Here is a 21,298-nt window from a genome sequence, read left to right as displayed (position 1 = left end):
CTGCCGAGACGGGTTGCCCGGCATCGATGCATGGGCAACGGCGGCCGCGGCGGTGAAGCGCGTGAATCCCCTTAGGCGCCGAGACAATTGGGGAAAGTGCCGGAGTTCGGCCGCGAGCGCATGATCCGGAAGCGCCGGTGCGATGTAGAGGCCGAAGCCTCGGTTGACGAAGGCGTTTATGGGACGAAGGAAGTCCGGGCCGCAGGTTAGGTGGGGAGCACTCGCGGTGGGTCGCGTAAGACCTGGGCGGCCCGCGACCGTGCGTGCCGCAGGTTCTTGCCGCTGATCGTCAGCTCGGCTAGCGCCGTCGCGAAGATGTTGTCGGGACCGGCGACGTCCTGCCCGATCCGGCCAAAGACGTCCAACTCGACTCCCATGCCGGCGTCGGGAGCAACGTCGGCGAACGGCAGCTCTGCCAGGCGGCCGGTGGCGGGGGCATAGACGATCGCGTTGACAACCGCGCACCGGGGCTTACGGCTCGGCTTGACCGCTTGGCACAGGTCAAGACAGCTACGAAGCTGGGCTTCGATCAGGTCGACGCCCCACACCGCCTCGACCATCTGGTGGATCCTCGCGCCCCCCATCCGAGCGTTCACCTCGATCACGCGTGGGCCGCTACTGGTGCATTTGCCCTCCACATGCAACACCCCGCGGCGGAACCCGAACGATCGAACCGTCTGCACGCTCAGGTCAACGAGTTTGCGCACGGCCGCCTTGTTGTGGTCCGGCGGGATGTGCAGGCCGGTCTCCTGGAACGAGGGCTCAGCCGTCGGCCAGTTCTGGGACACGCTGGCGAACACGCAGGTGCCATCCTGCAGGACGAGGTCGACGTCGAACTCCACGCCGTCCAGGTACTGCTCGAGGAGCAGGTCGTTGCCGGCACGGAATATCGCGCGGTGTTCGGGAGCCACGATGGCGCGAACGCGCTTGTACACCCCTGGCAGCGACTCGAAGTCGTCGACTCTGACGCAGCCCATTGCGCTCGCGCCGAACTCCGGTTTCACGACGGCGGGAAACCCCACGTCCGCGGCGGCGGCAAACAGCTCATCCAGGGATCGGACGCGCTGAGCTGCCGGTGTGGGCAGCCCGAGCCGCGCGGACAGCTCCCGGGTGCGGACCTTGCTGCGCGCCGCGTCGACCGCCTCGGGCGGGTTACCCGGCAACCCCAGCGCCGCGGCCACGCGCGCCGCATCGCACACCCGGCCCTCCCAGAACGTCAGAACACCATCGGCGCGAACGCCCGAACGCTCCAAGACGGCAAGCGTCGCCGCGGCGTCGGCATCGGGGTCACCGCTGAACGGCGCTGCGACCCACTGCATTCCGGCGCTCTGGCCGGCGAGCGACTCGGACCAGTGTCCCGGCTCGTCGACGATCACCAGGCGCGCGCCAAGTTCGACGAGCCGCTCATAGCAGCGGCGCTTGCCCTCGTAGCCGGCACCGACCACGACCACGGTGGGCCCGTCGATGGTCACGCATCGCTCCATCGCGGGTCGTCCACCAACGCGGTTTCGCCGGGCGGGACCTGCACTCCGGGCGCGGTGCTGCTGAGATCCAGCGCGGGTCGCAGGCTCGGCGCGGCCTCGAGAGCGTGGAGCAGGACGTTGCCTTCCACCCGCAGCAACGTGGTGTCCATCTCGGTGGTGACGGTGGCGTTTCGCGGGGCCTGGTCGAGCAGGCCACGTTCACCGAAGCTGTCACCCGGACCGAGATGCACGACGGCCCTGCCGTCCCGGTGCACCACGACGCGGCCTGCTACGACGGCGTAGAACGCGTGCGCCGGGGCTCCCTGGACAACGACGTCGACCCCCGGTGGCAGCGGGCAGAACAGTGCGGCCGCGGCGAGCTGCTCCAAGACGATCCGCGGCGCTCCCGCCGTGACGGGGAGACCTTGCAGGACGTTGATCCTGGAGGTGAGCGCGTCGGCGCGGCGCGCGCTGAGCGCATCGAGTCCGCGCAGGCCAAGACCGCACAGCAGGGTGATCAACACAGCGGCGGCGCCGAGGATCAGCAGGCTGGCCCGCAGCGAGGTCAACGTCAGCAGAACCGACGCCAGGATTGCGCCCGCGATCATCCCGGCAATGCCGACAGCGTCGAAGATCCCGATCACGCGTCCGAGCGCGTCGCGGGGGGCAATTCGCGCCAACGTCGTCTCGCCGACGACCTCGCACGAGACCAGGGCGGCATTGGCGATCACCGTCACCGCCAGCGCAATCGTCAGCACCTGCGCGCCGGCGTACGCCAGCTGTGAGGCGCACGCCAGCAAACCGGTGACGACCACAATCACCGATACCTGTCTGCTGACGGACAACCGGCCGTTGACGAGCGCGCTTACCAGCCCTCCGGCGCCCGCCGCCGCCAGCAGGACACCGTAGCCGCCGCGTCCGAGCCCAAGCGACTGCGTGGCGTAGACGACGAGCTGCACGGTCTGGGCTCCGTAGGTGAATTCCACCATCGCCACAATCACGATCAGCAACCACGCGAACGGGGTCGCGTGTACCGTCCGCAGCCCGCCGGCCAGCCGACCCCCCGACGCATGCTCGCCGACTGGAGCCGGATCGGGATGAATGGTCGAGATCAACAACGCAGAGACCGCGAACGTGGCGCCGTTCGCCAGGAACGCGATCCAGGCGGGAGCCACGGCGAGCAAGATCGCGCCGACCGCCGGACCGATCAGGACTCCGACGTCCTGCACCGTATGCAGCAGCGCGTTGGCCGGGCCGAGCCGAGTCTCACCGACCAAGCGTGGCAGGATCGCCATCGCGGCCGGCCTCTCGGCGCAGGCGGCGGCCGACGCCAGGGTGGTCAACGCGATAACCAGTGTCACCGGGCCGGCGCTTGCGACCGTCACAGCCAGGGCCGCCATGAGCAGCACGCGCAGGGAGTCGCCGGCCAGCAGTACGGTGCGCCGCCGGTAGCGGTCGGCGATGATCCCCCCGAACGGGCCGAGCAAAACCAACGGGAGAAGACGGCAGACGGTTGCGGCGCCAACCCAGGCGGCCGAGTGGGTCGCGCTGTACACGTAGCCGAGCAGCGCGGCGTTGTACAACCAGTTACCGATTTCCGAGGCGGCGCTTGCCCCGATCAGTGCCCGGGCCCCAGCGACGCCAATGACGTCTCGATACACCCGGGCCATCGTCTTACCCGATGCGGCGCGGCGCCGCGGACGTCATCACGACGCTTTTTATACCTCCGTGCCGACGCCCCAGCAAATGATTCGCGGTCGGGGGCGCGGGGCGAATCAGCTGGTCGGGACGGCCCCGCAAGAACTCCAGCGCTGACGCGCTTTGGGCATCGTTGGCCGCGAGCCCAGGCCCGCCCAGCCGTCACCGCGTCCATGCAAATAGCGAGTGGTCCCGGCTGGGATCGAACCAGCGACCTTCCGCGTGTGAAGCGGACGCTCTTCCACTGAGCCACGGGACCGGCGCCGAGAGGCGAACGAGGGAGAAGAGTAGCACGAAACCGGCGTCGCAGATCCCGCCTCATACGCGCCCCCGGCGGCCGCGCTATACCCTAGAGCGACAACGCGCCAAGAGATTTGTGTGTGCCCGCGTGGGTGGACTATCGTCGTCCTTCGCACCGGGCGACGATCTCGCTCGTTGCGCGCGGATGTAGCGCAGTTGGTAGCGCATCACCTTGCCAAGGTGAGGGTCGCGGGTTCGAATCCCGTCATCCGCTCGAAGGTGCAAGAGGCATCAATCCCAGCGGTGGAGTGGCCGAGTGGTGAGGCAACGGCCTGCAAAGCCGTGCACACGGGTTCGATTCCCGTCTCCACCTCCAAATTTTTCTCCCAGCGCGATTAGCTCAGCGGGAGAGCGCTTCCCTGACACGGAAGAGGTCACTGGTTCAATCCCAGTATCGCGCACCACATTCGATGCACGTCAGACACTCTTTTAGAGCCGTGGACTGCGCGGCGTGCCCAATAAATACCTAACCCCGGCAGAATCCGCCACCTTCGACGCGATCGTCTTAGCTTTCGACGACCAAACGCGCTGCGAGACCACCACTTTCGCCGGTGACCGGTGCCGCCGGCCCGTCCGCCCGGGACTGCCAGTGCACCCGACATCCGCTCAGATAGTTACCCTGAGCTGCTATGTTTTTTGTCTAGCCTGCCTGACTAGAAAACGTCTAGAGCACTAGACTATCCTCATGGTGAAAGAGGAGCCCACCCGGTCGGTCATCAAAAGGCTCAAGACAGCCGGATTCACCCGCACCAGCACGGACGGTCGCCATTCGCGATGGACCCACCCGTCAGGCGTGTGGGTGCCCGTGCCCGACAGCCACCGCACGATCAGCCCGGGCGTGGTCCGCAAGATCAATCAGGCGATACGGAACAGCGAGGAGGCGTGATGCGCGAGTACAAGGTCGAAGTCACCCGCGACGGCCGCTGGTGGATGATCGACGTTCCCGAAATCGCCCAAATCACCCAAGCCCGCCGCCTCGACGAAATCGAGGACATGGCGCGCAGCTTGATCGCAATCAGCACCGAAACCCCCCTCACCGAAGTAGCGATCAAGGTGACCAGCATCGCCGTGGCCGACCTAGGCGACATCGCAGCGCGGGCGCATTCCATTGTCGAGCACCGCGAACGGGCTGCGCACGAGCTCGAAAAGGCCCAGCGCGACACCGCCACCTACGCGGCGGCGCTCATGCGAGCCGGCGTAACAGTGCGCGACGCGGGCACTCTGCTCGATCTGTCGCCGCAACGCGTGAGTCAACTCGCGCAGGTCAAGGCGTCCTAACCGGAGCGGTAGGAGTTGCGGCGAAGGACATTCGCTGCACGCCAACGGCTTCCGGCGCAATCGCCACCCCCGGGCCGATCATCGCTTGACATTGCCCGCACCGAGCGGTTCGAGTAAATAAGACCGGCCGACCGTCGGCTACCGTTCAACCATGCCCAACCCCGTAGACCTGTCGTGGTTTTACACGCTCAACCTGCACGATCGGGTCAACCTGCTGAACAACCCGCGTCAATCACTGATATCTGCGTTCGTTGAACGCATTCTCGCCCAAGTCAAAGAGCATGGGATGCAGCAGCAAGAGGTCGTCGACGAAACATCGTGGAGCGGTTCCTCGACCTGGAAGCTCGACGGATCGGTGGTGGCAAAGCTCGAGGAGGACCGTCAAAGGCTTGATGCGTGGTTCGATTCACTAACACCGAACGATCGCACCCACGTCATTGCGCATCGCCGCGACGAGGGCACGCAGGCCGCGTCCAAAGCAATCGGCGTCGACCCAGGCATGGCCCATCCCTATCTCGACATGAAGGCAACGAAACTCGGTCTGCCGTAAGACCGCGGCATTGGCACCGCGCTAACCGGTCAGGATCGTCGGGAACGGGCTGCGCTCGGCGGGCAGGTTGGCGGGAAAACACGGCGAAATCCCCTGCAGCGTAGGGGCATAGCCGGGCTGGTACCGGGCGATGATCTGCAGGATGTAACCGTCGGGGGCGTAGCCGAACCGGTTGGGCTTGTAGAAGCCGTCGCGCTCGTAGACCTGCCAGCCCCAGCTCTTCCAGATGTCGCCGGCCTTGGCCACGATGGTGTTCGTGTCGGTACCCGGCGGCAGCGTGAGGTCACCGTTGGTCGCGAATTCCATTGGCGGCGTTCCGGTTTCGACATCCTTACACGGATGCACCGTCCCACCACCGCTGTAGCGGCCGGCGTCCAGCGTCGTCCCGGGCCCCAGCGCCTGCAGCGTCTTCTTCAGGTAGCCGATCACCGTATCCTGGGCCTGCTGTTGGGTTTTCGGGACAACGGGCTCGAGCTTGTATCCGGGCGGGGGTGGCGGTGTTGCTTCCATGGATGGTCCTCCAAGCGGAGTGGCGCCGGTTGGTGTGGGCGGCCCCAGGGGGCGATCGTGGCTACAGGCGACTACGAGCATGACGATCAACACGGCAGCGAAAACCCTCATGACGCTCAGCCTCCCCCGGCGCCGGCCTGTGGCGGCGGAACGCCGGCGATCACGGCACCCAGATTGAGCAGCGCCGGGTTTCCCTCGCTCCAATAGCTGCTGTGCGCCGCAACGCTGGGCGTCAGCCCCAGCGGGTCGCTGCTCGGTCCGGCAGCCGCGAACAGCCGCGTCGCACCGAAGTCGTCGGCCGCGGGATCGTGGCCCAGCGTCATGTCGGTCACCAACTCGATGATGTCATTGCGGGCCCGCATGGCATAGACATTCGCGCCGGGATCCAGGCTCAGGTCGCCGGCGTGCTCGACGAGCATCCCGGGGCTGCCGACCGCGATGACGTTGTCGGCGTCGAGATGATGCCCGCCCGAGGCGGCCGCACCGACCAACGTGGAACCGTAACTGTGCCCGATCACCGTGTCGACCGACGGCGCTCCGACGTGAGACGCCCGCTGCCCGCTCTCGAACGCGTCCATCGCGCCCGCGCCCGCCCGAGCCCGATCGGGCCACGCCGCCTCGAAGAGATCCATCGGGCGGTCGTAGCCCATCCAGGTCGTCACCGCGACATCGCCGGGCCGCAAGCCCGGGTCGGCCGCCATCGCGGAGTTGTACATCGCCAGCGATTTCAGGTCGCTGCCTTCGAAGGCCGCGAGGTCCTGGCCGGTGCCGGGCACCAAAATCGCATTGCGCTTGGCGTAGTCGGGATTACCGATGGCCACCGCGCCGTGGCCCTGGTTGTCGATCAGGCCCAGGTAGCGCCGCACGCCGTCGTTGCGGTTCAGTGCGGTCTGCACCGCCTGGTAGCCGTCGCGGCTGTGCCGGGCCGCCAGCAGTTGCGGCGCGAGCGCGTTGTATTCGCCGGTCGTCGCCTCGCTGTGATCGCCCATGTAGATCTGGGCCGCCAGTTCGTCGACGCGCTGTTGCAAGCGGTCGACGTCGGTTTGCGCCTGCTGCGCCAGCTCGGGCAGATGAAGCCGGTTGTAGTAGTCCCTACCGAGATGGTCCGGGGGGTCCCAGGGCATCCCGGGGTGATTGCCGATGTTGTGGTCCTGGCCGTAGAGCCAGTCCTTCTCCTCCGGCGTGAGCTTGTCCCACAGGTCGGCGAACTGCTGGGGGTCCTGCGGCAACGGCCGTTCCAGTGCTTGTTGCACATCGGGCCGGTTGTCGTGGGGCCCGGACGGAATGGGCGCGTCGCCGTCGGCCATGTTGATCGCGGTCGCCAACTCCTGGTCTACGCCGTTGGCCTCGGCCACGATCGCGTTCAGGCGGATCTGCAGTTCGGCGCGCCGCGTCTGCATCGTCGCCCATTCGAGCGCGGTGTACCGCAATCGGGGAGTCGCCACCACCTGACTGGTCGCGGCGTCGACCTGTAGCCGGGCGGCGGCCGCGTCCGCGCGCAGCGTCGCGAGATCGGCCTTGACCTTGTCGATCCCGCCGGCGGCCTGCCCGGCGGCCCGGGCGACGGCGAGCGCCTCGTTCCCGTGCGCGTCGAGGTCTTGCCGAATCCCGGCGTTCTGGTGCGCGGCGGCGTCGCGGGAGGCTCCCTCCCAGGTGGCGAACACCGAGAGCGTCGCCAGCTCGCGGGAGGTGCGCAGCGCGCTCTGCGAGCGTGCGGAGGCCGCGTGAAACACCTCGCGGACCGCTTCGGCGTTCCACCGGTCAATGTCTGCGACCGATAAGGTCATGCCCCACGGGTCTCAGCCGCGACCGCTGACCGCACCGCCAGCGACCTCGGCAAGGGCCTGCGCGCGTTGCGCCTCGGCCGCCGCATGCGCGACCGCGGCGTCTTGCAGCGCGAACCCGTGATCGCCCACCCTGCCCACCAACGCCTGCGCCACCGGCAGCCAGCGAGCCGCCCGGGCGCTCAGCGCCATCGCCGAAATGCCGGCCCAACCGTACTGAGCCGCCTCGATCCGGTTGTCGGCCGTCAGGAACCCCGCCGCCAGGTCCTCGGCGTGACCGCTCACCTGCCTTCCCGAACTCGTCAGCTGCTCCACATCGATATTGATGTCAGACACCGTCGGATCTCCCTCCCGGCTGGTGACAGGCCCCAGGCCTGCATCATTAGCCGGAGCGTATGCACCCGCCGTGCGGAACGCACTTCACCAACAAGGCGCATGGGGAAACTGCGCCGCATGCTCACAACCGGCCTCCAGCACGTTCTACATGCCGACAGTTGTAACTATCGGCCTGAAAAGAGCCTGCAGGTATGAATTCGCCGCTCAGCGCAGACCTGGGGAATTACATATTGCGGAATTTACCAGAGCGTCAAACGCGGAGGTATGGATTTCTCAATGCGGACAGACTTACGGATTTATCAAGACGTTATTTGGTTGCCATTGATCGACGCCAAAGTCGGTGGAGTTTCTTGATTTTGGCGGATTAGATGTCTTAGGTTTGTGGGTACTCCGGGCGGAAATCATTAGGTTTGCAGCGGGAGGGCGAAATGCAGACGATAGCGCTAATAGTTGTGGCGATGATTGGTGCATTCATGCTCGTTTTCGGCCTCGGCAACATCGGTTGCTTCAGCGAGTGCGCCGGCAACGCGAGCGGAATCAAGTGCTCCTCCTGCGACTCCCCGTCCGACGGCCAGACCAAGCTGGGCTACCACTACTCCGCCCGCTAATTAGCGCCTCTACCAGCACCGGCGAGCCAAAACTCCCCTCCCGAGTTTTCCCGTCCGCCAGGCGTTCGACCCATCCGATCGGCGAACCGCCGGCCGACGTCAACCCGCTGAGCCCGCGATCTGGTCGATGGACCAGCAACTAGCGGCGATCCAGTTTTGTCAATTCGCCGTCCATCAAGATCAATCGCGCGCAATCAAGATCAGATTAATCTGTCATCAAGATCAGATAACTGCGAAATCGGAGTCATTCGCCCGACAGATCAAGATCGGTCACCGAGCACAGGTCGGGAGACATATGAATTTCTCGCGGTCGCCCGATTTTCCCGGTGCGCCGAGGCGGAATGTGTGGTACCGGGCCCAGCCGCAATATCGGGACTACCCACTAAAGACCACTGCAATAGCCTTGGGACACAGGCAGACTCGGCGGCAGCGCCGCGCATAGGTAAGAGATGCCGGCCGAAAAATTAAGTGAAGCGGCCACCGAGGATCCTCCCGGTGGCCGCCTCGTCGGCCATTAAACGATGCTAGCTTTCGGCCTCGATTCCCGTGCCGTTTTCGCGACTTCTTGCCGAGATCCCACGGCACCACCCCAACAGGGCAGGTCACGGCCCTTGCTGTGCACCGTCGGCAACCGTCTGGTGGGAAAGCGTTCACGTTTAGACGGCCGAATCGGTGGCATCCGCGTCCCATGAGTCTCAGGATCAATCTCGCCGACTTGGTGATGAAGATGGTGGAGTTCGTGCGGGCGGGCTACCCGGAAGGGGTTCCCCCAACTGATTGCTTCGCGCTGTTGGCGGTGCTTCGCCGCCGGTTGACCGACGAACAGGTGTCCGCGGTGGCCGCTGCGCTTGTCGAGCGCGGCGACCTGCAAATCGCTACGGCCGAAATCGGTTCGGCCATCACACGAATCACCGACGAACCGCCGTCGGACGACGAGATCGACCGCGTACAGCGTCGCTTGGAGGCCATCGGCTGGCCTCCCGACGCGAACCGCTAGTCCGCATGCGGACCGCATTTCATCACCAGCTCGAGGCGCTCAGCCACAACATCGCCGACATGTGCGACCTCAGCGGCACCGCGATGGCCCAGGCCACCGAAGCCCTGCTGGACGCGGACCTCGTCCGGGCCGAAACCGTGATCAGTGCCCACCCGGACTTCGTCGCCCGCGTCGCCCAGACCGAGACCGACGCCTACAACCTGCTGCTCCTGCAGGCCCCGGTCGCCACCGACTTGCGGGCGATCCTGGGCAGCCTGCAAAACGTCGCCGACATCTACCGCATGGCCGCCCTGGCCCTGCATGTCGCCGACACCGCCCGACTGCGACATCCCGCGGGCGCGCTCCCTGACGACATCAAGCCCTGCTTCGTCGAAATGGGCCGCATCGCCGTGGATCTCAGCCGGAGTGCGACGAAGGTCGTGCTGTCCGGAAATCCAGAGCAAGCCGCCGAGCTCGCCGACGACGACGACGCGATGGACGAGCTACACCGCCTCGTGTTCACGATCCTGATGGACCGGCAATGGTCGCACACCGTCGCCGCCGCGGTCGACGTCACTTTGCTGAGCCGCTACTACGAACGGTTCGCCGATCACGCCGTGATGGTGGGTCAGCGGGTTATCTTCCAAGCCAACGGATCCCACCGCGCTCCGTGACGCCGCGCGGTTGTCAGCGAGCCAGCGGCTTGTAGAAGACCACGCCGTTGCCCTTGTTGTCGTAGACCACGGCCCGACGCTCGTGGGCGTCGTCGTACGGACCTTTCACGATGCCGCCACCGCTGGCCTCGACCGCCTTGGCCGCACCGTCCACATCGGCGGTCTTGATACCGACGACGACCTGCCCGGGGATGGGATGGTCCACATCGGTCGCCAACGCGAGGGTGATCGGCCCGCCGTCGAGGGCGGCGAAGTGGGCGCCGTCGCGGAATTTCAGTGGCATGCCCAGGGTCTCGCTGTAGAACCGGATCGATTCGTCCAGGTCGTCGGTGGACAGGATGATCATCTTCACTTCGTGCTCGCTCAACGGGTGCCTCCTCTGCACTGAGTCGCTTCTACCCTAGGCAGCGATCGCACAGCGGGCACCGCGGGTCAGCGGCGGAAGACCACCCAGCGCATCGCGCTGTACATGTACACCGCTTCGCACATGCCCGCGACGATGCGCGACAGTTGGTATTGCACGCCGAGGGCCGACAACAGGGTGGTCACCCCGAGGATGAAAGCCAGGTAGTTGACCACGACCACGACGACGTAGACGGCGACCTGGGAACCTACCGCGCCGTGGGACTGAAAGTTGAAGGTGCGGTTGAGCACATAGCTCAGCGCGAAGGCGCACGCGTAGGAGACGGTCACGGCAACCGGCACCGGAAGGTCGAGCCCGTCGCGCAACGTGGTGAGCAGCGTGAGATCGACGCCGAAGGTGAAGCCGTTGATCAGGCAGAAGCCGAGGAACGTCGGGGCGATGACCGAGCCCAGCCCGAACGGAAGCCGGCTGACGACCGCTTCACAGAACTTGTGAAATCGGTCGACCGCGCGTATCCGGCTGACCTGGGATTCGGCTGTCACGCGGCTACCGTGCCATGACCGGGTATCCGGCACGTGATCAGTTGGCCAACTCTTCGCTTGCCGGGCACATCACTCGGCGGGCAGCTTCACGACCCGGTCACCGGTGTAGTCGGTGACGAAGATGTTGACGGCCTTGTCTACGGCGATGCCGCTGGGGTGGTTGAGGCCGACGAAAGGGAGCACGCTCTGTCTGCCCGTCCCGGCCTCCATCTTCAGCACCCGATTGTTGGTGTAGTCGGTGACGAAGATGTCACCACCGCTGTCCACCGCGACACCGCTCGGGTCCCCGGGTCTGAACAGGCCGCTGAACGGCACCACACTCTGGCGGCCCGACTCCGCCGCCAGCTTCACCACCCGGCTGTTGCCCGAGTCGGCGATGTAGACGTTGCGGGCGTTGTCCAGCCCGACCCCCTCGGGCCCGTTGAGGCCGGTGAACGGCAGCTCGATCGGGCTGTTCGAGCCGGGGGTCAGCTCTAGCACCCGGTTGGCGTCGGTGTCGGCGAGATACAGCGCGCCCGCATCGTCCGTCGCCACCCCCTGGGGACGGTGCAGTCCGTTGAACGGCAGCACAATCGGGGTGTTCGTGCCGGCCGCCAGCTTGAGCACCCGATTGTTGTTGGTGTCGGCGACATACAGGTTTCCGGCGCTATCCCCCGCCACGCCCTCGGGCGAGTTGAGGCCGGTGAACGGAAGCTGCACCACCGTGCTCGACCCGGCCGCCAGCTTCAGCACTCGATTGTTCATGTCGTCGGCGACGTAGACGTTGCCGGCGGGGTCCACCTCGACATCGGCAGGGTGGCCAAGCCCGTTGAACGGCAACGTGATTTGCGGGCCGAATACGGGGTCGTGGTGGACAGCGGCCTGCTTGGTCCGGCCGCTCTCGAACCTCACGACGATCACGACGACCGCGACCACCACGACCGCCGCCGTCAACAACGCGGCAGGAATCACGATGACCGGCCGCCGCCACCACGGGCGCCGTGGCGAGGTTTCGACCTCGTCGGGCCACGGCTGCTTAAACGGTTCCAGGTCCGACGGCTCTTCGGCCGGTGATGCTTCGACCGCCAGATACGAAGTGACGGGCGGTGGTGGGGGCGCGACGTGCCGGTTCGCGGCGGGAAGCGGCTCCGGTTGCGGTGGCTGTCCGTCGGGCACAGCGTGTTTGGCCATGTTAGGAACCTGCTTGCGTCGTAGTGGGGGCGGGGCGATCGCGTGCTGGGCGGCGTCGGCCATCGCGATGGCGGTCGCATAACGGTTGGCGGGATCTTTGGCCATGCCGGTGGCGATGACGGCGTCGAGGCCCGGGGGCACGCCGGGTCGGTTGGCGGACGGCCGGGGCGGCGGGGTGCTCAGATGCGCGGCGAACAGCCACGTGTCCCCGGCGAAGGGCGGCTGTCCGGTCAGGCATTCGTAGAAGACACAAGCCAGCGAGTAGATGTCGGCGCGGGCGTCGGCCTCGCGGGCCCCGGATCTCTCCGGCGCCATGTAGTGCCAACTGGCGATCTCCTTGTCGGAGTTCGCCAATCGCGTTTCGTACCAGGGCGCCAACCGGGCGAGCCCGAGATCGACCAGGTAGGCGGAGTCGTCGCGATCAAGCAGGATGTCGGAGGGTTTCACATCGCCGTGCACCAGCCCGACCCCGTGCGCGGCGTGCAGCGCCTGCGCGACTTGCCCGATGATCCGCACCGCACGAGCGGGCTCGATCGGCCCGTCCGCCAACACTTCTTGCAGATTGCGCCCATCGATGAACTCCATGTCGAGATACAGCTGCTCGCCGATTTCGCCGTAGCCGTGGATGGGAACGATGTGCGGATTGTTCAGCCGTGCCGCCGCGGCCGCTTCCCGACGGAACTGCTCCGCGATCGCGGGGTCGGCGGCCAGCTGTGGCGGAAGTAGCTTGATCGCGGCGGTGCGATCGGCGGTCTCGGTGTCATACGCGCGCCACACCTCCCCCAGGTCGCCCCGGCCCATCAACTCGACGAGCCGATAGCGGCCAAACTCCTTTCCCTCCACCGGCTCACCATACCCAGGCGGGCACTTCTTTGGAGGTCAACTCCCGGCCCGCCCGTCGGGGGGCCGCTCGGGTATCCGGTTCCGCCACACGGCTATTGGATGCGCGCACTCAGCAAACTTTCACGCAAATAACATCACCGTCACCGAAAGCGGTGTTCGGCGACTGCGATGTCACGAACGGTCTCGGACCCGGCGTGGCCGGTCTAGGACTTGGGCGCCTTCTGGGCGTCGATATCCATGTCCGGGCAGAACGCCTCGACCGCGGCGAAGGCGATCATCTTCGTCTGCTGCTGGGTGTAACCCATGTTCTGGATACGCTGCAGGGCCTGATCCGGTGGGAGGAGGTTGTTACGCAGCTCATTGCACAAGTTTGTTCCCACGTGGACGATCGTCTCGTGGCTGGAGTAATGGATGTTGTTCTGGTCGAGGTAGGAGATGTACTCCGGCGTATGCTCCGGGTCGGCGTTGGCGACTGCTGGCACTGAACACAGCAGTGCGGACAGGGCGATGGAGGACGCCGCTAGTGCTGTTTTCATGGGTGTGAGCATAGATTCACCCTCCAACTTCTAGGTGAACTGGAAGCAAACGGCGGGCCTCGCGACCGGCTGTAGCAAAATCGGCGGCGGGAGTTGCCACGCCGGATCGGCCGGGCTCGCTAGAGTTCGGAAATTAATGGCACGCCTGACCGACCTCGTCTCGCCCGCGACCCGGACGACCATCAAGAACGCCGCGGCCGGGATGCTTTGCGCCGCCGGAGTACCGGCGCTTGCCCGGCGGCGACACCGCGATGTGCTCGGGATCATGATGTACCACGGAGTGGAAGACGAACCGCTGTCGCCGGCGTGCTGGCATGTCGCGGACTCGGCGATGTACCGCCGTCAACTCGAATACATCCGCGAGCACTTCAACGTCCTTCCGCTCGAGGAGGCGCTGGATCGGCTCTGGGCCCAGAGTTTGCCGCCGCGCGCGATGGCGATCACCTTCGACGACGGCACCCGCAATCTCGCCACACACGCCGTCCCGGTGCTGCGCGAGCTGGGTCTGCCCGCGGCGGTGTTCCTGGCGACGGGCCCGATGGGCAGCGGCGAAACCCTTTGGCCCGACCGGCTTTGGCTCGCGATCGCACACACCACCGCGACCGAGGCCGATCTCACCGCACTGGGGCTGGGTATGCGTTCGCTTGCCGGCACGGCCGAGCGCGGCAAGGTCTACGCCACCGTGGTGCAGCGGTTGAAAGACCTGAACGACGCGCGACGGATCGCGGTGCTGGACGACGTCGTCGACGCACTGGGCTGGCGCGAGGGCCGCGACGCGGGTCCGTTCCGGATGCTGTCCTGGGCCGACGCGCGCGAGATGGCCGCCGACGGGCTGGTGACGTTGTATCCGCACTCGGTGACGCATCCGATCCTGTCCCGCTGCAGCGACGACAAGATCGAGCGTGAAATCGCGGAGTCCTGTGCGGCTCTGGAACGTGAGACCGGCCGAACACCAACGATTTTCGCCTACCCCAACGGCCGCGCGCAGGATTTCGACGCCCGCGCGCAGGACGCGCTGCGTGGCCGCGGCGTGCGGTGGGCGCTGTCGACCGCGCCGGGCTTCGCCGACCGCCGCTGCGATCCGATGGCGCTGCCGCGACTGGCGGTGGGCAGCGATACGTCGTTCGACTACTTCCGCCTGATGGTCTCCGGCGGGCTTCCCCGCCGCTAGCGCGACGCGGCCGCCAGCCACACCTCGTGCAGGCCTTCCCGCCAGCGGGCGATATCGAATTCGCGCGCCCGCGCGTAGGCGGCCGCGGCGAGCCGATCGCGCAGCTCGGTATCGACGACGAGGGACTGCAGCGCCCGCGCCAGCTGGGCAACGTCGCCGGGCCGAACCAGCACACCGTCGACCCCGTCGGTGACCACCTCCGGTATCGCGCCCACCGCGGTGGTCACCGGGACCACACCATTGGCCATCGCTTCCAGCACCGCCATCGGAAGGCCCTCGCTGTAGCTGGGCAACACGAAGATCGCCGACTCCGCCAACAGCCGGTCCCGCTCCTCGGGCCCGACCCAGCCGACGACGTCGATCGTCTCGTCGAGTGCGTCGGCCCGGACGATGTCGCGGACCTGCTCCACGTCCCCGTCGCCGGCCAGCGTGAGTCGCAGCTTGGCGCGAATGTCGCTGGGCAACATACCGATCGCACGCACCAGGTCGTAACTTCCCTTGTTTTCGCCCAGCCTGCCAAGCGCTACCGCGCGGATCGGCTGCCCGGTGCGCGATGAAGGTGCGACGGCGGGCACGACCACCGGGTTGTAGAGCACTCGGATGCGGGATTCGTCGAATCCCAGACTGTCGCACGCCTGCTTCACGTGGAATTGGCCAAGCACGACCGAATAGTCGGCACGCAGCGCCCGGCGTACGGCGCGCCCCACCGGCCGCGGCAGTTCATCGAGCCACGAGAAGAAGTGCGTGGTGTGGCTGTGGACGATGGTCGGGACACCGCACAGCCGGGCCACGAACAACGGCACCGCCTTGCGCACGATGCTGCCGCGCCACGAATAGTGCACGTGAAGAACGTCGACGAAGCCGAACAACAACAGCGCGGATGCCTTGAGCATGCCCACAATTCCGGTCCATAGCTGTGTCGGCCGCGGGGCGTCGATGTAGGTGGGCACCAGGCGGATCCGGAACCGTGAATCGTTGTCCTCGAGCAGCAGGCGCATCATAGTCGCCATGCCGCCGCGGCTGTTGGGCCCCGCCGGGGCGTTCCCGATCGTCAGCACCCGGATCGGATGGCGCGCTGTCGTCGTCACGTGCGTGCCACCCGCCATACCCCTATCGCCGGCCTCACCACAGGACACTGCGGAACAGCAGAGCATCGGCCACGAGTCCGACACCGACGACCAGAAATAGTATTCGCACCGAGATCGGCCCGTAGCGACTGAGGCCGCGCACGATACCGCGTTGCACCCGGACGGCTCGTTTGGTCTTGCGGGTGGCCAGAAACAGAATCACCAGCGACGGCGTCAGCGCCAGCGTCCAATATCCGCAAATCAGCAGCGGCCAGCCGGGCGGTCGTGGATGCAGCGCCGCGAGCATGGCCAACCCGGTGAGGTAGGGAATCGAGGTCGGCGCCTGCCCGCTGCCGACCGCGGAGCCGAGAATTCCGAGCAGCCAGGGGCGCTGCCGCATCGCCGCCAGCGCCCAGCCCGGAGCCGACGTCTGCGCGGTCAACGGAAAGTAGGCCAGGCACATCAGCACCACACCCAATGCGAGCTGGCCCCAAAAGTGAAGCGCCGGAGTTATTTTGAAGTCGACCGAGTGCTTCAGAAGCCCAAGTCCGAGCACGGTGCAGACACCGAACGTGATGTTGACCGCGAACAGTCCTGCGATAAAGCTCATGCCGCCCGGGACCGGCGATCGGCGATCGAGTCGGCTGGCGTACACGACGGCTGACACGACGCCCACGTTGAGGACATTCAGCGAGTCGAGGAAGGCCAGACCGGCAAGCGCCAGCAGAAGAGCTTCCATGATCGAACCGAAGTTACTGCATCGGGTCCCGGACCGCCCGCACGCGAGGGCACAACCGGGCGCTGGCCCGGGGAAGATATGAAAATATTAAGAATGCGTGGATGCACCGGCCGTTGTATGCCCGGGTTGCGCCCGAACGGCTCGACCGCCAAGGTCGAACGGTCGACGTGTAGGCATTTCCGGCAGTGAGGTTCTCCCCGTGAAATTTGCGCTCGCCGGTTACGGCAGCCGCGGCGACGTCGAGCCCTTCGCCGCCGTCGGCAGGGAGCTGCTGCGTCGCGGTCACGACGTGGCCATGGCGGTCACGCCCAACATGATCGGCTTTGTGGAATCGGCGGGGCTGGCCGCCGGCGCCTTCGGGCCGAATCCGCCTCAGCACATGGACTTCTCGCACACGACGCGGCAAAACCCGATCATGATGATGTCCGCATTCACCGATCAGATCCGGCAGGCATGGGTCCAGTGGGGCACGTCGCTGCTGGCTCTTGCGGACGGCGCCGACCTGGTGCTCACCGGCAAAAGCGAGCAGGGACTGGCCGCCAATGTCGCGCAGCACTACGGCATCGCCCAGGCGGCGCTGCACTTCTTCCCGGTTGACGCGGTGAGCCCCAATGATCTGCTGGCGCGGCTGGCGGCCGAGGCCGAAGCCGCCCAACGCGCCGAACTGGGCCTGGCGGAGGCCACCGGAGGTGGCGCGTGCGAGATCCAGGCCTACGACAAGCTCTGCTTTCCCGGGCTGGCCGCGCACTGGGCGCAGCAGGGTCTGCAGCGGCCCTTCGTCGGATCGCTGACGCTGGAGTTGCCGGCGGACGGCGACGCCGGGGCCTTGTCCTGGATCGGCGCCGGCACCCCGCCGATTTACTTCGGCTTCGGCAGCGGCGTGCGGGTCACGTCGGCCGAAACCGTCGCGGTGATCGCCGAGGCCTGCGCGCAATTGGGCGAGCGCGCGCTGATTTGCAGCGGCCCCAACGACTTCACCGCCGTTGGCCATTTCGACCACGTCAAGGTGGTCGGCGAGGTGAACCACGCGGCCGTCTTTCCGGCGTGCCGCGCCGTCGTCCACCACGGCGGCGCCGGCACCACGGCCGCGGGCCTGCGGGCCGGAGTGCCGGCGTTGATCCTCTCGCTCGGGGTCGACGATCAGCAGGTCTGGGCGGCGACCGTGCAACGACTGAAAGTCGGCTCGAGCCAGGAGTTTCGGGCGACCACATTGGATTCGCTGGTCGCGCAGCTGCGCTGCGTCCTCGCTCCGGAATACACCGCCCGCGCCCGCGCGATCGCCGCCCTGATGGCCACCCCCGCCGAAAGTGTGGCCTCCGCCGCCGATCTGCTGGAAGAGCAGGCCCGCGCCGGACGCTAGCGTCATGTCAGCCGCGACTGTATTGTTTTGCGAGTGCTGACTTGTGAGGCGCGGGAATCGGCGCTCGCCCGCCTGGGGCGGGCGCTGGCCGATCCGACGAGGTGCCGGATTCTGGTGGCGTTGCTCGACGGCGTGCGGTACCCCGGCGAATTGGCGATCCAGCTCGGCCTGACCCGCTCCAACGTGTCCAATCACCTGTCGTGCCTGCGGGGTTGCGGCCTGGTGGTGGCCACCTACCAGGGACGACAGGTCCGGTACGCGTTGGCCGACGCGCATCTTGCCCGCGCATTGAGCGAGCTGGTTCAGGTGGTGCTGGCCGTCGATACCGATCAGCCGTGCCTGGACGAGCCCGCTTCCGCCAAGACGAGCGCGACGCGATGAACGACGAGGATGCCTGCGCCGGGCCCTGCTGCAGCGCCGAAACCACGAATCTCGTTGCGCCACAACGGCGTGCCGTGTTGTCGCGACGAGTGCGGCTGCTGGTCTCGGCGACGATCACCTACAACATCATCGAGGCCATCGTCGCGCTCTCGGCCGGCGCGATGGCATCGTCGGCCGCGCTGATCGGGTTCGGACTGGACTCGGTGATCGAGGTCTCCTCGGCCGCCGCCGTCTACTGGCAGTTCTCCGGACCCGACCCCGAGGCCCGCGAACGCGTGGCGTTGCGGGTCATTGCGCTGTCGTTCTTCGCATTGGCGGCCTACGTGACGGTCGAATCGATCCGGTCCCTGACCGGCGGCGAGACAGCCGGATCCTCAACTGCCGGAATCATTTTGGCGGCCGTATCGCTGGTGGTCATGCCGCTGTTGTCGTATGCACAGCGCCGCGCCGGCCGCGAACTGGGCTCGGCGAGCGCGGTCGCCGACTCCAACCAGACGCTGCTGTGCACCTACCTGTCCGGCGTGTTGCTGGTAGGGCTGCTGCTGAATTACCTGTTCGGCTGGGCCTGGGCCGACCCGGTCGTGGCGCTGGTGATCGCCGCCGTGGCAGTCCGGGAGGGCCGCACCGCCTGGCGGGGCGAGCACTGCTGCTAGCCAAACCGGCTGCGCCGCAGCATATTCGGTTGCCTAGCCGGGCAAACCAGCCTTGATGGCCGCATCCTGCTTGCGCGCCACATCGAGGGCGATCTCCGGCGGCACCGGGTCGTTCGGCGCGCTCTCGAACTCGATGAGGGCGACGATCTTGCCCTCGCCGAAGATCACCGACGTCTTCGCCTTGCTGCCGTCGGGCGAGGGACCCGAAACGATCGTGCCGCCGACACCGACGTCGGCCGGCGCCGTGGTACCGCCCTTGATCGCACCGTTCTGTGGGTCGGTGTAAGACTTCGTCAGCGAGTCACGGTCCTTGTCCGCCGCGCCGGGGTCGGGATACACCAGCAGCGAGTCGATGATGCTGCGCGAGCCGGCCTGGTTGGTGAACACGCCCTCGATGCCCGGCGCCGGATCGGTCAGCTGCCGCGTCTTGGGCCCGGTGAAGCCGTCGCCGGGCACCACGATGTCGGTCGCCTTGATCAGCAGGTTGCTGTAGTCCGACGGCTGCGCGGACGCGCTGGTCGACGTCGGGGTGGCCGACGACGAGGACGCCGCGGACGAAGTCGACGTCGACGATTTCGACGACGACGGGCTCGACGACTTGTCACCGCCACACCCCGTGACCGCTGCGCCGACCACCAGAGTGGTTGCTGCCAGACCGGCTGCGGCCACCGATACGTTCCTCACGATTGGCTCCCTTGACTGTCGTCCCGATTTGCTAGCGTCTCGCGCAACATAGCCGATCCCGGGCGAGCCCGAAGTGAATTCCCGGTGCCGGTCGCCGGCACGAAGGCGTCGGGAGCGTTGCGGGAACCTGGACGACGGTCGACTCCGCGCGGGGCGCTGCGCCCGTTTGCGCGAGCGCTCAGTCGCCGACTGCACCCTCGGGCTTGGGTCCCCGACCCTCGCCGGTCAGGTACTTGGGGCAATACGAACCGGCCGCGATCGCCGTGAACTTCGCCGCGCCGTTCTCGGCGAATCCCGGGTTGCGCAGCTGAAGGTTGTTCACGATCTCCTGGTCCGAATGTCCCGCGTCGACGAGTTCGCACACCGTCTTGCCGGCCGAGATCGCGGCAGCCGGGTCCGAGAAGGTGAGACCGGCGTCTTTGAGCTCCTTGAGGAAGTTGGCATCGGCGGCCGGGTCCGGAGCGGGGCTGGGGCTCGGGCTGGGGTCGGCGTGGGCCGGAACCGCCAGGGCAATCGTCGAAGCGACACTGAGCAGCATCATGAGGCGTCTCATAGCTTCCCAATTCTCCCAGAGTTGCCGAGACCACGCATCCCGCCTAGTCGCACGGGCGAGGCGAGTGCGAATGGTGTTGGCTAGGACGACGTGACTGCCATCTTGATTGTTCTGGATGTCTTTGTCGGCATCATCGCCGTGGTCGGGTTGTTCTTCGCGGGGAATCAGCTGCGGACCCGCCGCACCAGGTCGGGCGCCAAAGGCGTCGTCCTGGATGTCGATCGCCTCACCCCGCGCCGCAAGAACGTCGCTCGCCTGCAGGTGAGCCTGCGGATGGTCGGACCGACCGTGCGCTACGAGGTGGGACTAGATCTCGAAGCCGGCGGCAACCCCTTCGAGGTGTCGGCCCCCAAGCCGCAGATACGCCCGTCGATGGGTTGCCAGGACAGCGAAATGTCTTGGAGCTTCGAGGTTTCCGAAGACGAATTGGCCAACGTGTGGATCGTCGCCTCGTGGATGGCGACCGAGAACGCCAACCTCCGGATGGCCGCCCTGGCCACGAATCTGGGCACGGCGGAAACCTACGAGTGGAGATGGGCGGCCGACTGGCGCATCTCGGGTGCTGGTCACTGGCGCAAGCGCCGCAGCCCGACGACTCCCCCGCGCACCGTGCCGGGAATGGGGCCGCTGCAACTGGGGCGGGCGCCCGGTCGGGGGCGCGCGACGCCACCGAAAACCGCGCCGCAAGAACGGGACTAGCGCGCCCTTACTGGGGAGCGCTGGTGCTGGTGCGCGGCAGCGCGCCGGGGCAATAGGCGGTGGCCGCGATGGCCGCGAACTTCGCGGCGTTCTCCTCGCGCAGCCCCGGGTTACGGTCTTCGACGGTCTTGACGACATCGACCATCTGCGTGCCCTGGCCGACCGCCTGGCACACCCACTTGCCCGCCGCGATCGCCCGGCCCGGGTCGGGGAAGGTGACGCCGGACGCCGTCAGCGCCGCGAGGAATTGGTCGTCCATCGGGTCGGCGTACGCCGGGGCGGCCGTGCAAACCATGGCAACGGCGCTTACCAGCATCAGGAAGCGTGTCATAGCCCCCTGATCGTCGCAGACCCGCGGC

The 21,298-nt window shown here is 66.8% G+C and carries 25 protein-coding genes and 4 tRNA genes; 14 read left to right on the top strand and 15 right to left on the bottom strand.

The features are described 5' to 3' along the window. Positions 1-206: 206 nt before the first annotated feature. The 3 genes from BN973_RS29920 to BN973_RS12065 all read right to left on the bottom strand — a co-directional run bounded on the left by BN973_RS29920 (position 207) and on the right by BN973_RS12065 (position 3,420). The gene (locus BN973_RS29920) at positions 207-1,472 is read right to left on the bottom strand and encodes an ATP-grasp domain-containing protein (protein ID WP_051641229.1); all 1,266 of its coding nucleotides are present in this window, start codon (positions 1,470-1,472) and stop codon (positions 207-209) included. Beyond that, the gene (locus BN973_RS12070) at positions 1,469-3,124 is read right to left on the bottom strand and encodes an MFS transporter (protein WP_169718229.1); all 1,656 of its coding nucleotides are present in this window, start codon (positions 3,122-3,124) and stop codon (positions 1,469-1,471) included. The genes BN973_RS29920 and BN973_RS12070 overlap by 4 nt, the downstream gene beginning before the upstream one ends. Before the next feature lie 224 nt (positions 3,125-3,348). Next, positions 3,349-3,420, bottom strand: a tRNA-Val gene (locus BN973_RS12065). A 182-nt stretch (positions 3,421-3,602) separates the two neighbouring features. Here BN973_RS12065 and BN973_RS12060 point away from each other — a divergent pair. The 6 genes from BN973_RS12060 to BN973_RS12035 all read left to right on the top strand — a co-directional run bounded on the left by BN973_RS12060 (position 3,603) and on the right by BN973_RS12035 (position 5,289). After that, positions 3,603-3,675 (top strand) — tRNA-Gly (locus BN973_RS12060). A gap of 28 nt (positions 3,676-3,703) precedes the next feature. Beyond that, a tRNA-Cys gene (locus tag BN973_RS12055) sits at positions 3,704-3,777 on the top strand. A 13-nt stretch (positions 3,778-3,790) separates the two neighbouring features. Continuing rightward, a tRNA-Val gene (locus BN973_RS12050) sits at positions 3,791-3,865 on the top strand. Positions 3,866-4,146: 281 nt separating this feature from the next. Beyond that, complete coding sequence (locus BN973_RS12045) at positions 4,147-4,347, top strand: type II toxin-antitoxin system HicA family toxin (protein ID WP_036468359.1); 201 nt, start codon at positions 4,147-4,149, stop codon at positions 4,345-4,347. After that, on the top strand, positions 4,344-4,739 hold the full coding sequence (locus tag BN973_RS12040; RefSeq protein ID WP_156959174.1) for a HicB family toxin-antitoxin system: 396 nt from the start codon (positions 4,344-4,346) through the stop codon (positions 4,737-4,739). Before BN973_RS12045 ends, BN973_RS12040 begins: the two co-directional genes overlap by 4 nt. A 151-nt stretch (positions 4,740-4,890) precedes the next feature. Then, positions 4,891-5,289 (top strand): hypothetical protein, encoded by a 399-nt coding sequence (locus BN973_RS12035; RefSeq protein ID WP_036468355.1) that lies wholly within the window; start codon positions 4,891-4,893, stop codon positions 5,287-5,289. A gap of 21 nt (positions 5,290-5,310) precedes the next feature. On the opposite strand, the gene BN973_RS12030 is transcribed toward BN973_RS12035, so the two are convergent. The 3 genes from BN973_RS12030 to BN973_RS12020 form a co-directional block, all read right to left on the bottom strand. Next, positions 5,311-5,799 carry a hypothetical protein gene (locus BN973_RS12030; RefSeq protein ID WP_232232072.1) on the bottom strand — a complete coding sequence of 163 codons (489 nt, stop codon included), beginning with the start codon at positions 5,797-5,799 and terminating at the stop codon, positions 5,311-5,313. A gap of 116 nt (positions 5,800-5,915) precedes the next feature. Then, positions 5,916-7,586 carry an alpha/beta hydrolase gene (locus BN973_RS12025; protein WP_036468351.1) on the bottom strand — a complete coding sequence of 557 codons (1,671 nt, stop codon included), beginning with the start codon at positions 7,584-7,586 and terminating at the stop codon, positions 5,916-5,918. Positions 7,587-7,598: 12 nt separating this feature from the next. Next, a complete protein-coding gene (locus BN973_RS12020; protein ID WP_407067590.1) occupies positions 7,599-7,919 on the bottom strand; it encodes a hypothetical protein in 321 nt (106 codons plus the stop codon). 458 nt (positions 7,920-8,377) lie between these two features. On the opposite strand from BN973_RS12020, the gene BN973_RS31030 reads away from it, so the two are divergent. The 3 genes from BN973_RS31030 to phoU all read left to right on the top strand — a co-directional run bounded on the left by BN973_RS31030 (position 8,378) and on the right by phoU (position 10,177). Continuing rightward, positions 8,378-8,527 (top strand): hypothetical protein, encoded by a 150-nt coding sequence (locus tag BN973_RS31030; RefSeq protein WP_156959173.1) that lies wholly within the window; start codon positions 8,378-8,380, stop codon positions 8,525-8,527. Between the two features lie 688 nt (positions 8,528-9,215). Next, positions 9,216-9,524 carry a DUF3349 domain-containing protein gene (locus BN973_RS12015; protein ID WP_232232071.1) on the top strand — a complete coding sequence of 103 codons (309 nt, stop codon included), beginning with the start codon at positions 9,216-9,218 and terminating at the stop codon, positions 9,522-9,524. 5 nt (positions 9,525-9,529) lie between these two features. Further along, the gene (phoU, locus tag BN973_RS12010; RefSeq protein ID WP_036468348.1) at positions 9,530-10,177 is read left to right on the top strand and encodes a phosphate signaling complex protein PhoU; all 648 of its coding nucleotides are present in this window, start codon (positions 9,530-9,532) and stop codon (positions 10,175-10,177) included. Between the two features lie 13 nt (positions 10,178-10,190). On the opposite strand, the gene BN973_RS12005 is transcribed toward phoU, so the two are convergent. The 4 genes from BN973_RS12005 to BN973_RS11990 all read right to left on the bottom strand — a co-directional run bounded on the left by BN973_RS12005 (position 10,191) and on the right by BN973_RS11990 (position 13,632). After that, positions 10,191-10,544 carry a VOC family protein gene (locus BN973_RS12005; protein WP_036468339.1) on the bottom strand — a complete coding sequence of 118 codons (354 nt, stop codon included), beginning with the start codon at positions 10,542-10,544 and terminating at the stop codon, positions 10,191-10,193. A gap of 65 nt (positions 10,545-10,609) precedes the next feature. Beyond that, the gene (locus tag BN973_RS12000; protein ID WP_036468337.1) at positions 10,610-11,083 is read right to left on the bottom strand and encodes a GtrA family protein; all 474 of its coding nucleotides are present in this window, start codon (positions 11,081-11,083) and stop codon (positions 10,610-10,612) included. Positions 11,084-11,152: 69 nt separating this feature from the next. Then, positions 11,153-13,096 carry a serine/threonine-protein kinase PknD gene (locus BN973_RS11995; protein WP_036468336.1) on the bottom strand — a complete coding sequence of 648 codons (1,944 nt, stop codon included), beginning with the start codon at positions 13,094-13,096 and terminating at the stop codon, positions 11,153-11,155. A gap of 203 nt (positions 13,097-13,299) precedes the next feature. Next, positions 13,300-13,632: a DUF732 domain-containing protein gene (locus tag BN973_RS11990; RefSeq protein WP_169718230.1), complete on the bottom strand. Its 333-nt coding sequence runs from the start codon at positions 13,630-13,632 to the stop codon at positions 13,300-13,302. Positions 13,633-13,768: 136 nt separating this feature from the next. Here BN973_RS11990 and BN973_RS11985 point away from each other — a divergent pair, with 136 nt between their 5' ends. Then, a complete protein-coding gene (locus tag BN973_RS11985; RefSeq protein WP_036468332.1) occupies positions 13,769-14,803 on the top strand; it encodes a polysaccharide deacetylase family protein in 1,035 nt (344 codons plus the stop codon). On the opposite strand, the gene BN973_RS11980 is transcribed toward BN973_RS11985, so the two are convergent. Further along, positions 14,800-15,891 carry a glycosyltransferase family 4 protein gene (locus tag BN973_RS11980; protein ID WP_232232070.1) on the bottom strand — a complete coding sequence of 364 codons (1,092 nt, stop codon included), beginning with the start codon at positions 15,889-15,891 and terminating at the stop codon, positions 14,800-14,802. The two genes, BN973_RS11985 and BN973_RS11980, sit on opposite strands and share 4 nt — an antisense overlap. A gap of 34 nt (positions 15,892-15,925) precedes the next feature. Then, entirely contained in the window at positions 15,926-16,609 is a 684-nt protein-coding gene (locus BN973_RS11975) for a GAP family protein (RefSeq protein ID WP_036468328.1), read from the bottom strand. 199 nt (positions 16,610-16,808) lie between these two features. On the opposite strand from BN973_RS11975, the gene BN973_RS11970 reads away from it, so the two are divergent. The 3 genes from BN973_RS11970 to BN973_RS11960 are packed head-to-tail and all read left to right on the top strand — an operon-like array spanning position 16,809 to position 19,003. After that, positions 16,809-17,969, top strand: coding sequence for a glycosyltransferase (locus BN973_RS11970; protein ID WP_036468327.1), 1,161 nt, complete (start codon positions 16,809-16,811; stop codon positions 17,967-17,969). A gap of 33 nt (positions 17,970-18,002) precedes the next feature. After that, positions 18,003-18,350, top strand: coding sequence for a Cd(II)/Pb(II)-sensing metalloregulatory transcriptional regulator CmtR (gene cmtR / locus BN973_RS11965; protein WP_036468326.1), 348 nt, complete (start codon positions 18,003-18,005; stop codon positions 18,348-18,350). After that, entirely contained in the window at positions 18,347-19,003 is a 657-nt protein-coding gene (locus BN973_RS11960; protein ID WP_036468324.1) for a cation transporter, read from the top strand. The genes cmtR and BN973_RS11960 overlap by 4 nt, the downstream gene beginning before the upstream one ends. A 33-nt stretch (positions 19,004-19,036) precedes the next feature. Here the strand turns inward: BN973_RS11960 and BN973_RS11955 are convergent, their stop codons facing one another. After that, the gene (locus BN973_RS11955) at positions 19,037-19,687 is read right to left on the bottom strand and encodes a hypothetical protein (protein ID WP_036468322.1); all 651 of its coding nucleotides are present in this window, start codon (positions 19,685-19,687) and stop codon (positions 19,037-19,039) included. Positions 19,688-19,865: 178 nt separating this feature from the next. Beyond that, positions 19,866-20,240: a DUF732 domain-containing protein gene (locus BN973_RS11950; RefSeq protein ID WP_036468320.1), complete on the bottom strand. Its 375-nt coding sequence runs from the start codon at positions 20,238-20,240 to the stop codon at positions 19,866-19,868. A 90-nt stretch (positions 20,241-20,330) separates the two neighbouring features. Here BN973_RS11950 and BN973_RS11945 point away from each other — a divergent pair, with 90 nt between their 5' ends. Further along, positions 20,331-20,939, top strand: coding sequence for a hypothetical protein (locus BN973_RS11945; protein ID WP_036468319.1), 609 nt, complete (start codon positions 20,331-20,333; stop codon positions 20,937-20,939). A 7-nt stretch (positions 20,940-20,946) separates the two neighbouring features. On the opposite strand, the gene BN973_RS11940 is transcribed toward BN973_RS11945, so the two are convergent. Next, entirely contained in the window at positions 20,947-21,270 is a 324-nt protein-coding gene (locus BN973_RS11940; protein WP_051641227.1) for a DUF732 domain-containing protein, read from the bottom strand. Positions 21,271-21,298 lie beyond the last annotated feature (28 nt).

Origin of the sequence: Mycobacterium triplex, assembly GCF_000689255.1 — a bacterium.
Classification (GTDB): Bacteria; Actinomycetota; Actinomycetes; order Mycobacteriales; family Mycobacteriaceae; genus Mycobacterium; species Mycobacterium triplex.
This window is presented reverse-complemented; position numbering and strand designations above follow the sequence as displayed.

Coding starts and splice junctions, on each gene's coding strand:
- BN973_RS12045 (WP_036468359.1), top strand. CDS start 4,147: ATGGTGAAAGAGGAGCCCACCCGGTCGGTCATCAAAAGGCTCAAGACA.
- BN973_RS11985 (WP_036468332.1), top strand. CDS start 13,769: ATGGCACGCCTGACCGACCTCGTCTCGCCCGCGACCCGGACGACCATC.
- BN973_RS12025 (WP_036468351.1), bottom strand. CDS start 7,586: ATGACCTTATCGGTCGCAGACATTGACCGGTGGAACGCCGAAGCGGTC.
- phoU (WP_036468348.1), top strand. CDS start 9,530: ATGCGGACCGCATTTCATCACCAGCTCGAGGCGCTCAGCCACAACATC.
- BN973_RS12030 (WP_232232072.1), bottom strand. CDS start 5,799: ATGGAAGCAACACCGCCACCCCCGCCCGGATACAAGCTCGAGCCCGTT.
- BN973_RS11940 (WP_051641227.1), bottom strand. CDS start 21,270: ATGACACGCTTCCTGATGCTGGTAAGCGCCGTTGCCATGGTTTGCACG.
- BN973_RS11960 (WP_036468324.1), top strand. CDS start 18,347: ATGAACGACGAGGATGCCTGCGCCGGGCCCTGCTGCAGCGCCGAAACC.
- BN973_RS11975 (WP_036468328.1), bottom strand. CDS start 16,609: ATGGAAGCTCTTCTGCTGGCGCTTGCCGGTCTGGCCTTCCTCGACTCG.
- BN973_RS12035 (WP_036468355.1), top strand. CDS start 4,891: ATGCCCAACCCCGTAGACCTGTCGTGGTTTTACACGCTCAACCTGCAC.
- BN973_RS31030 (WP_156959173.1), top strand. CDS start 8,378: ATGATTGGTGCATTCATGCTCGTTTTCGGCCTCGGCAACATCGGTTGC.
- BN973_RS11950 (WP_036468320.1), bottom strand. CDS start 20,240: ATGAGACGCCTCATGATGCTGCTCAGTGTCGCTTCGACGATTGCCCTG.
- BN973_RS12015 (WP_232232071.1), top strand. CDS start 9,216: ATGAGTCTCAGGATCAATCTCGCCGACTTGGTGATGAAGATGGTGGAG.
- BN973_RS11990 (WP_169718230.1), bottom strand. CDS start 13,632: ATGAAAACAGCACTAGCGGCGTCCTCCATCGCCCTGTCCGCACTGCTG.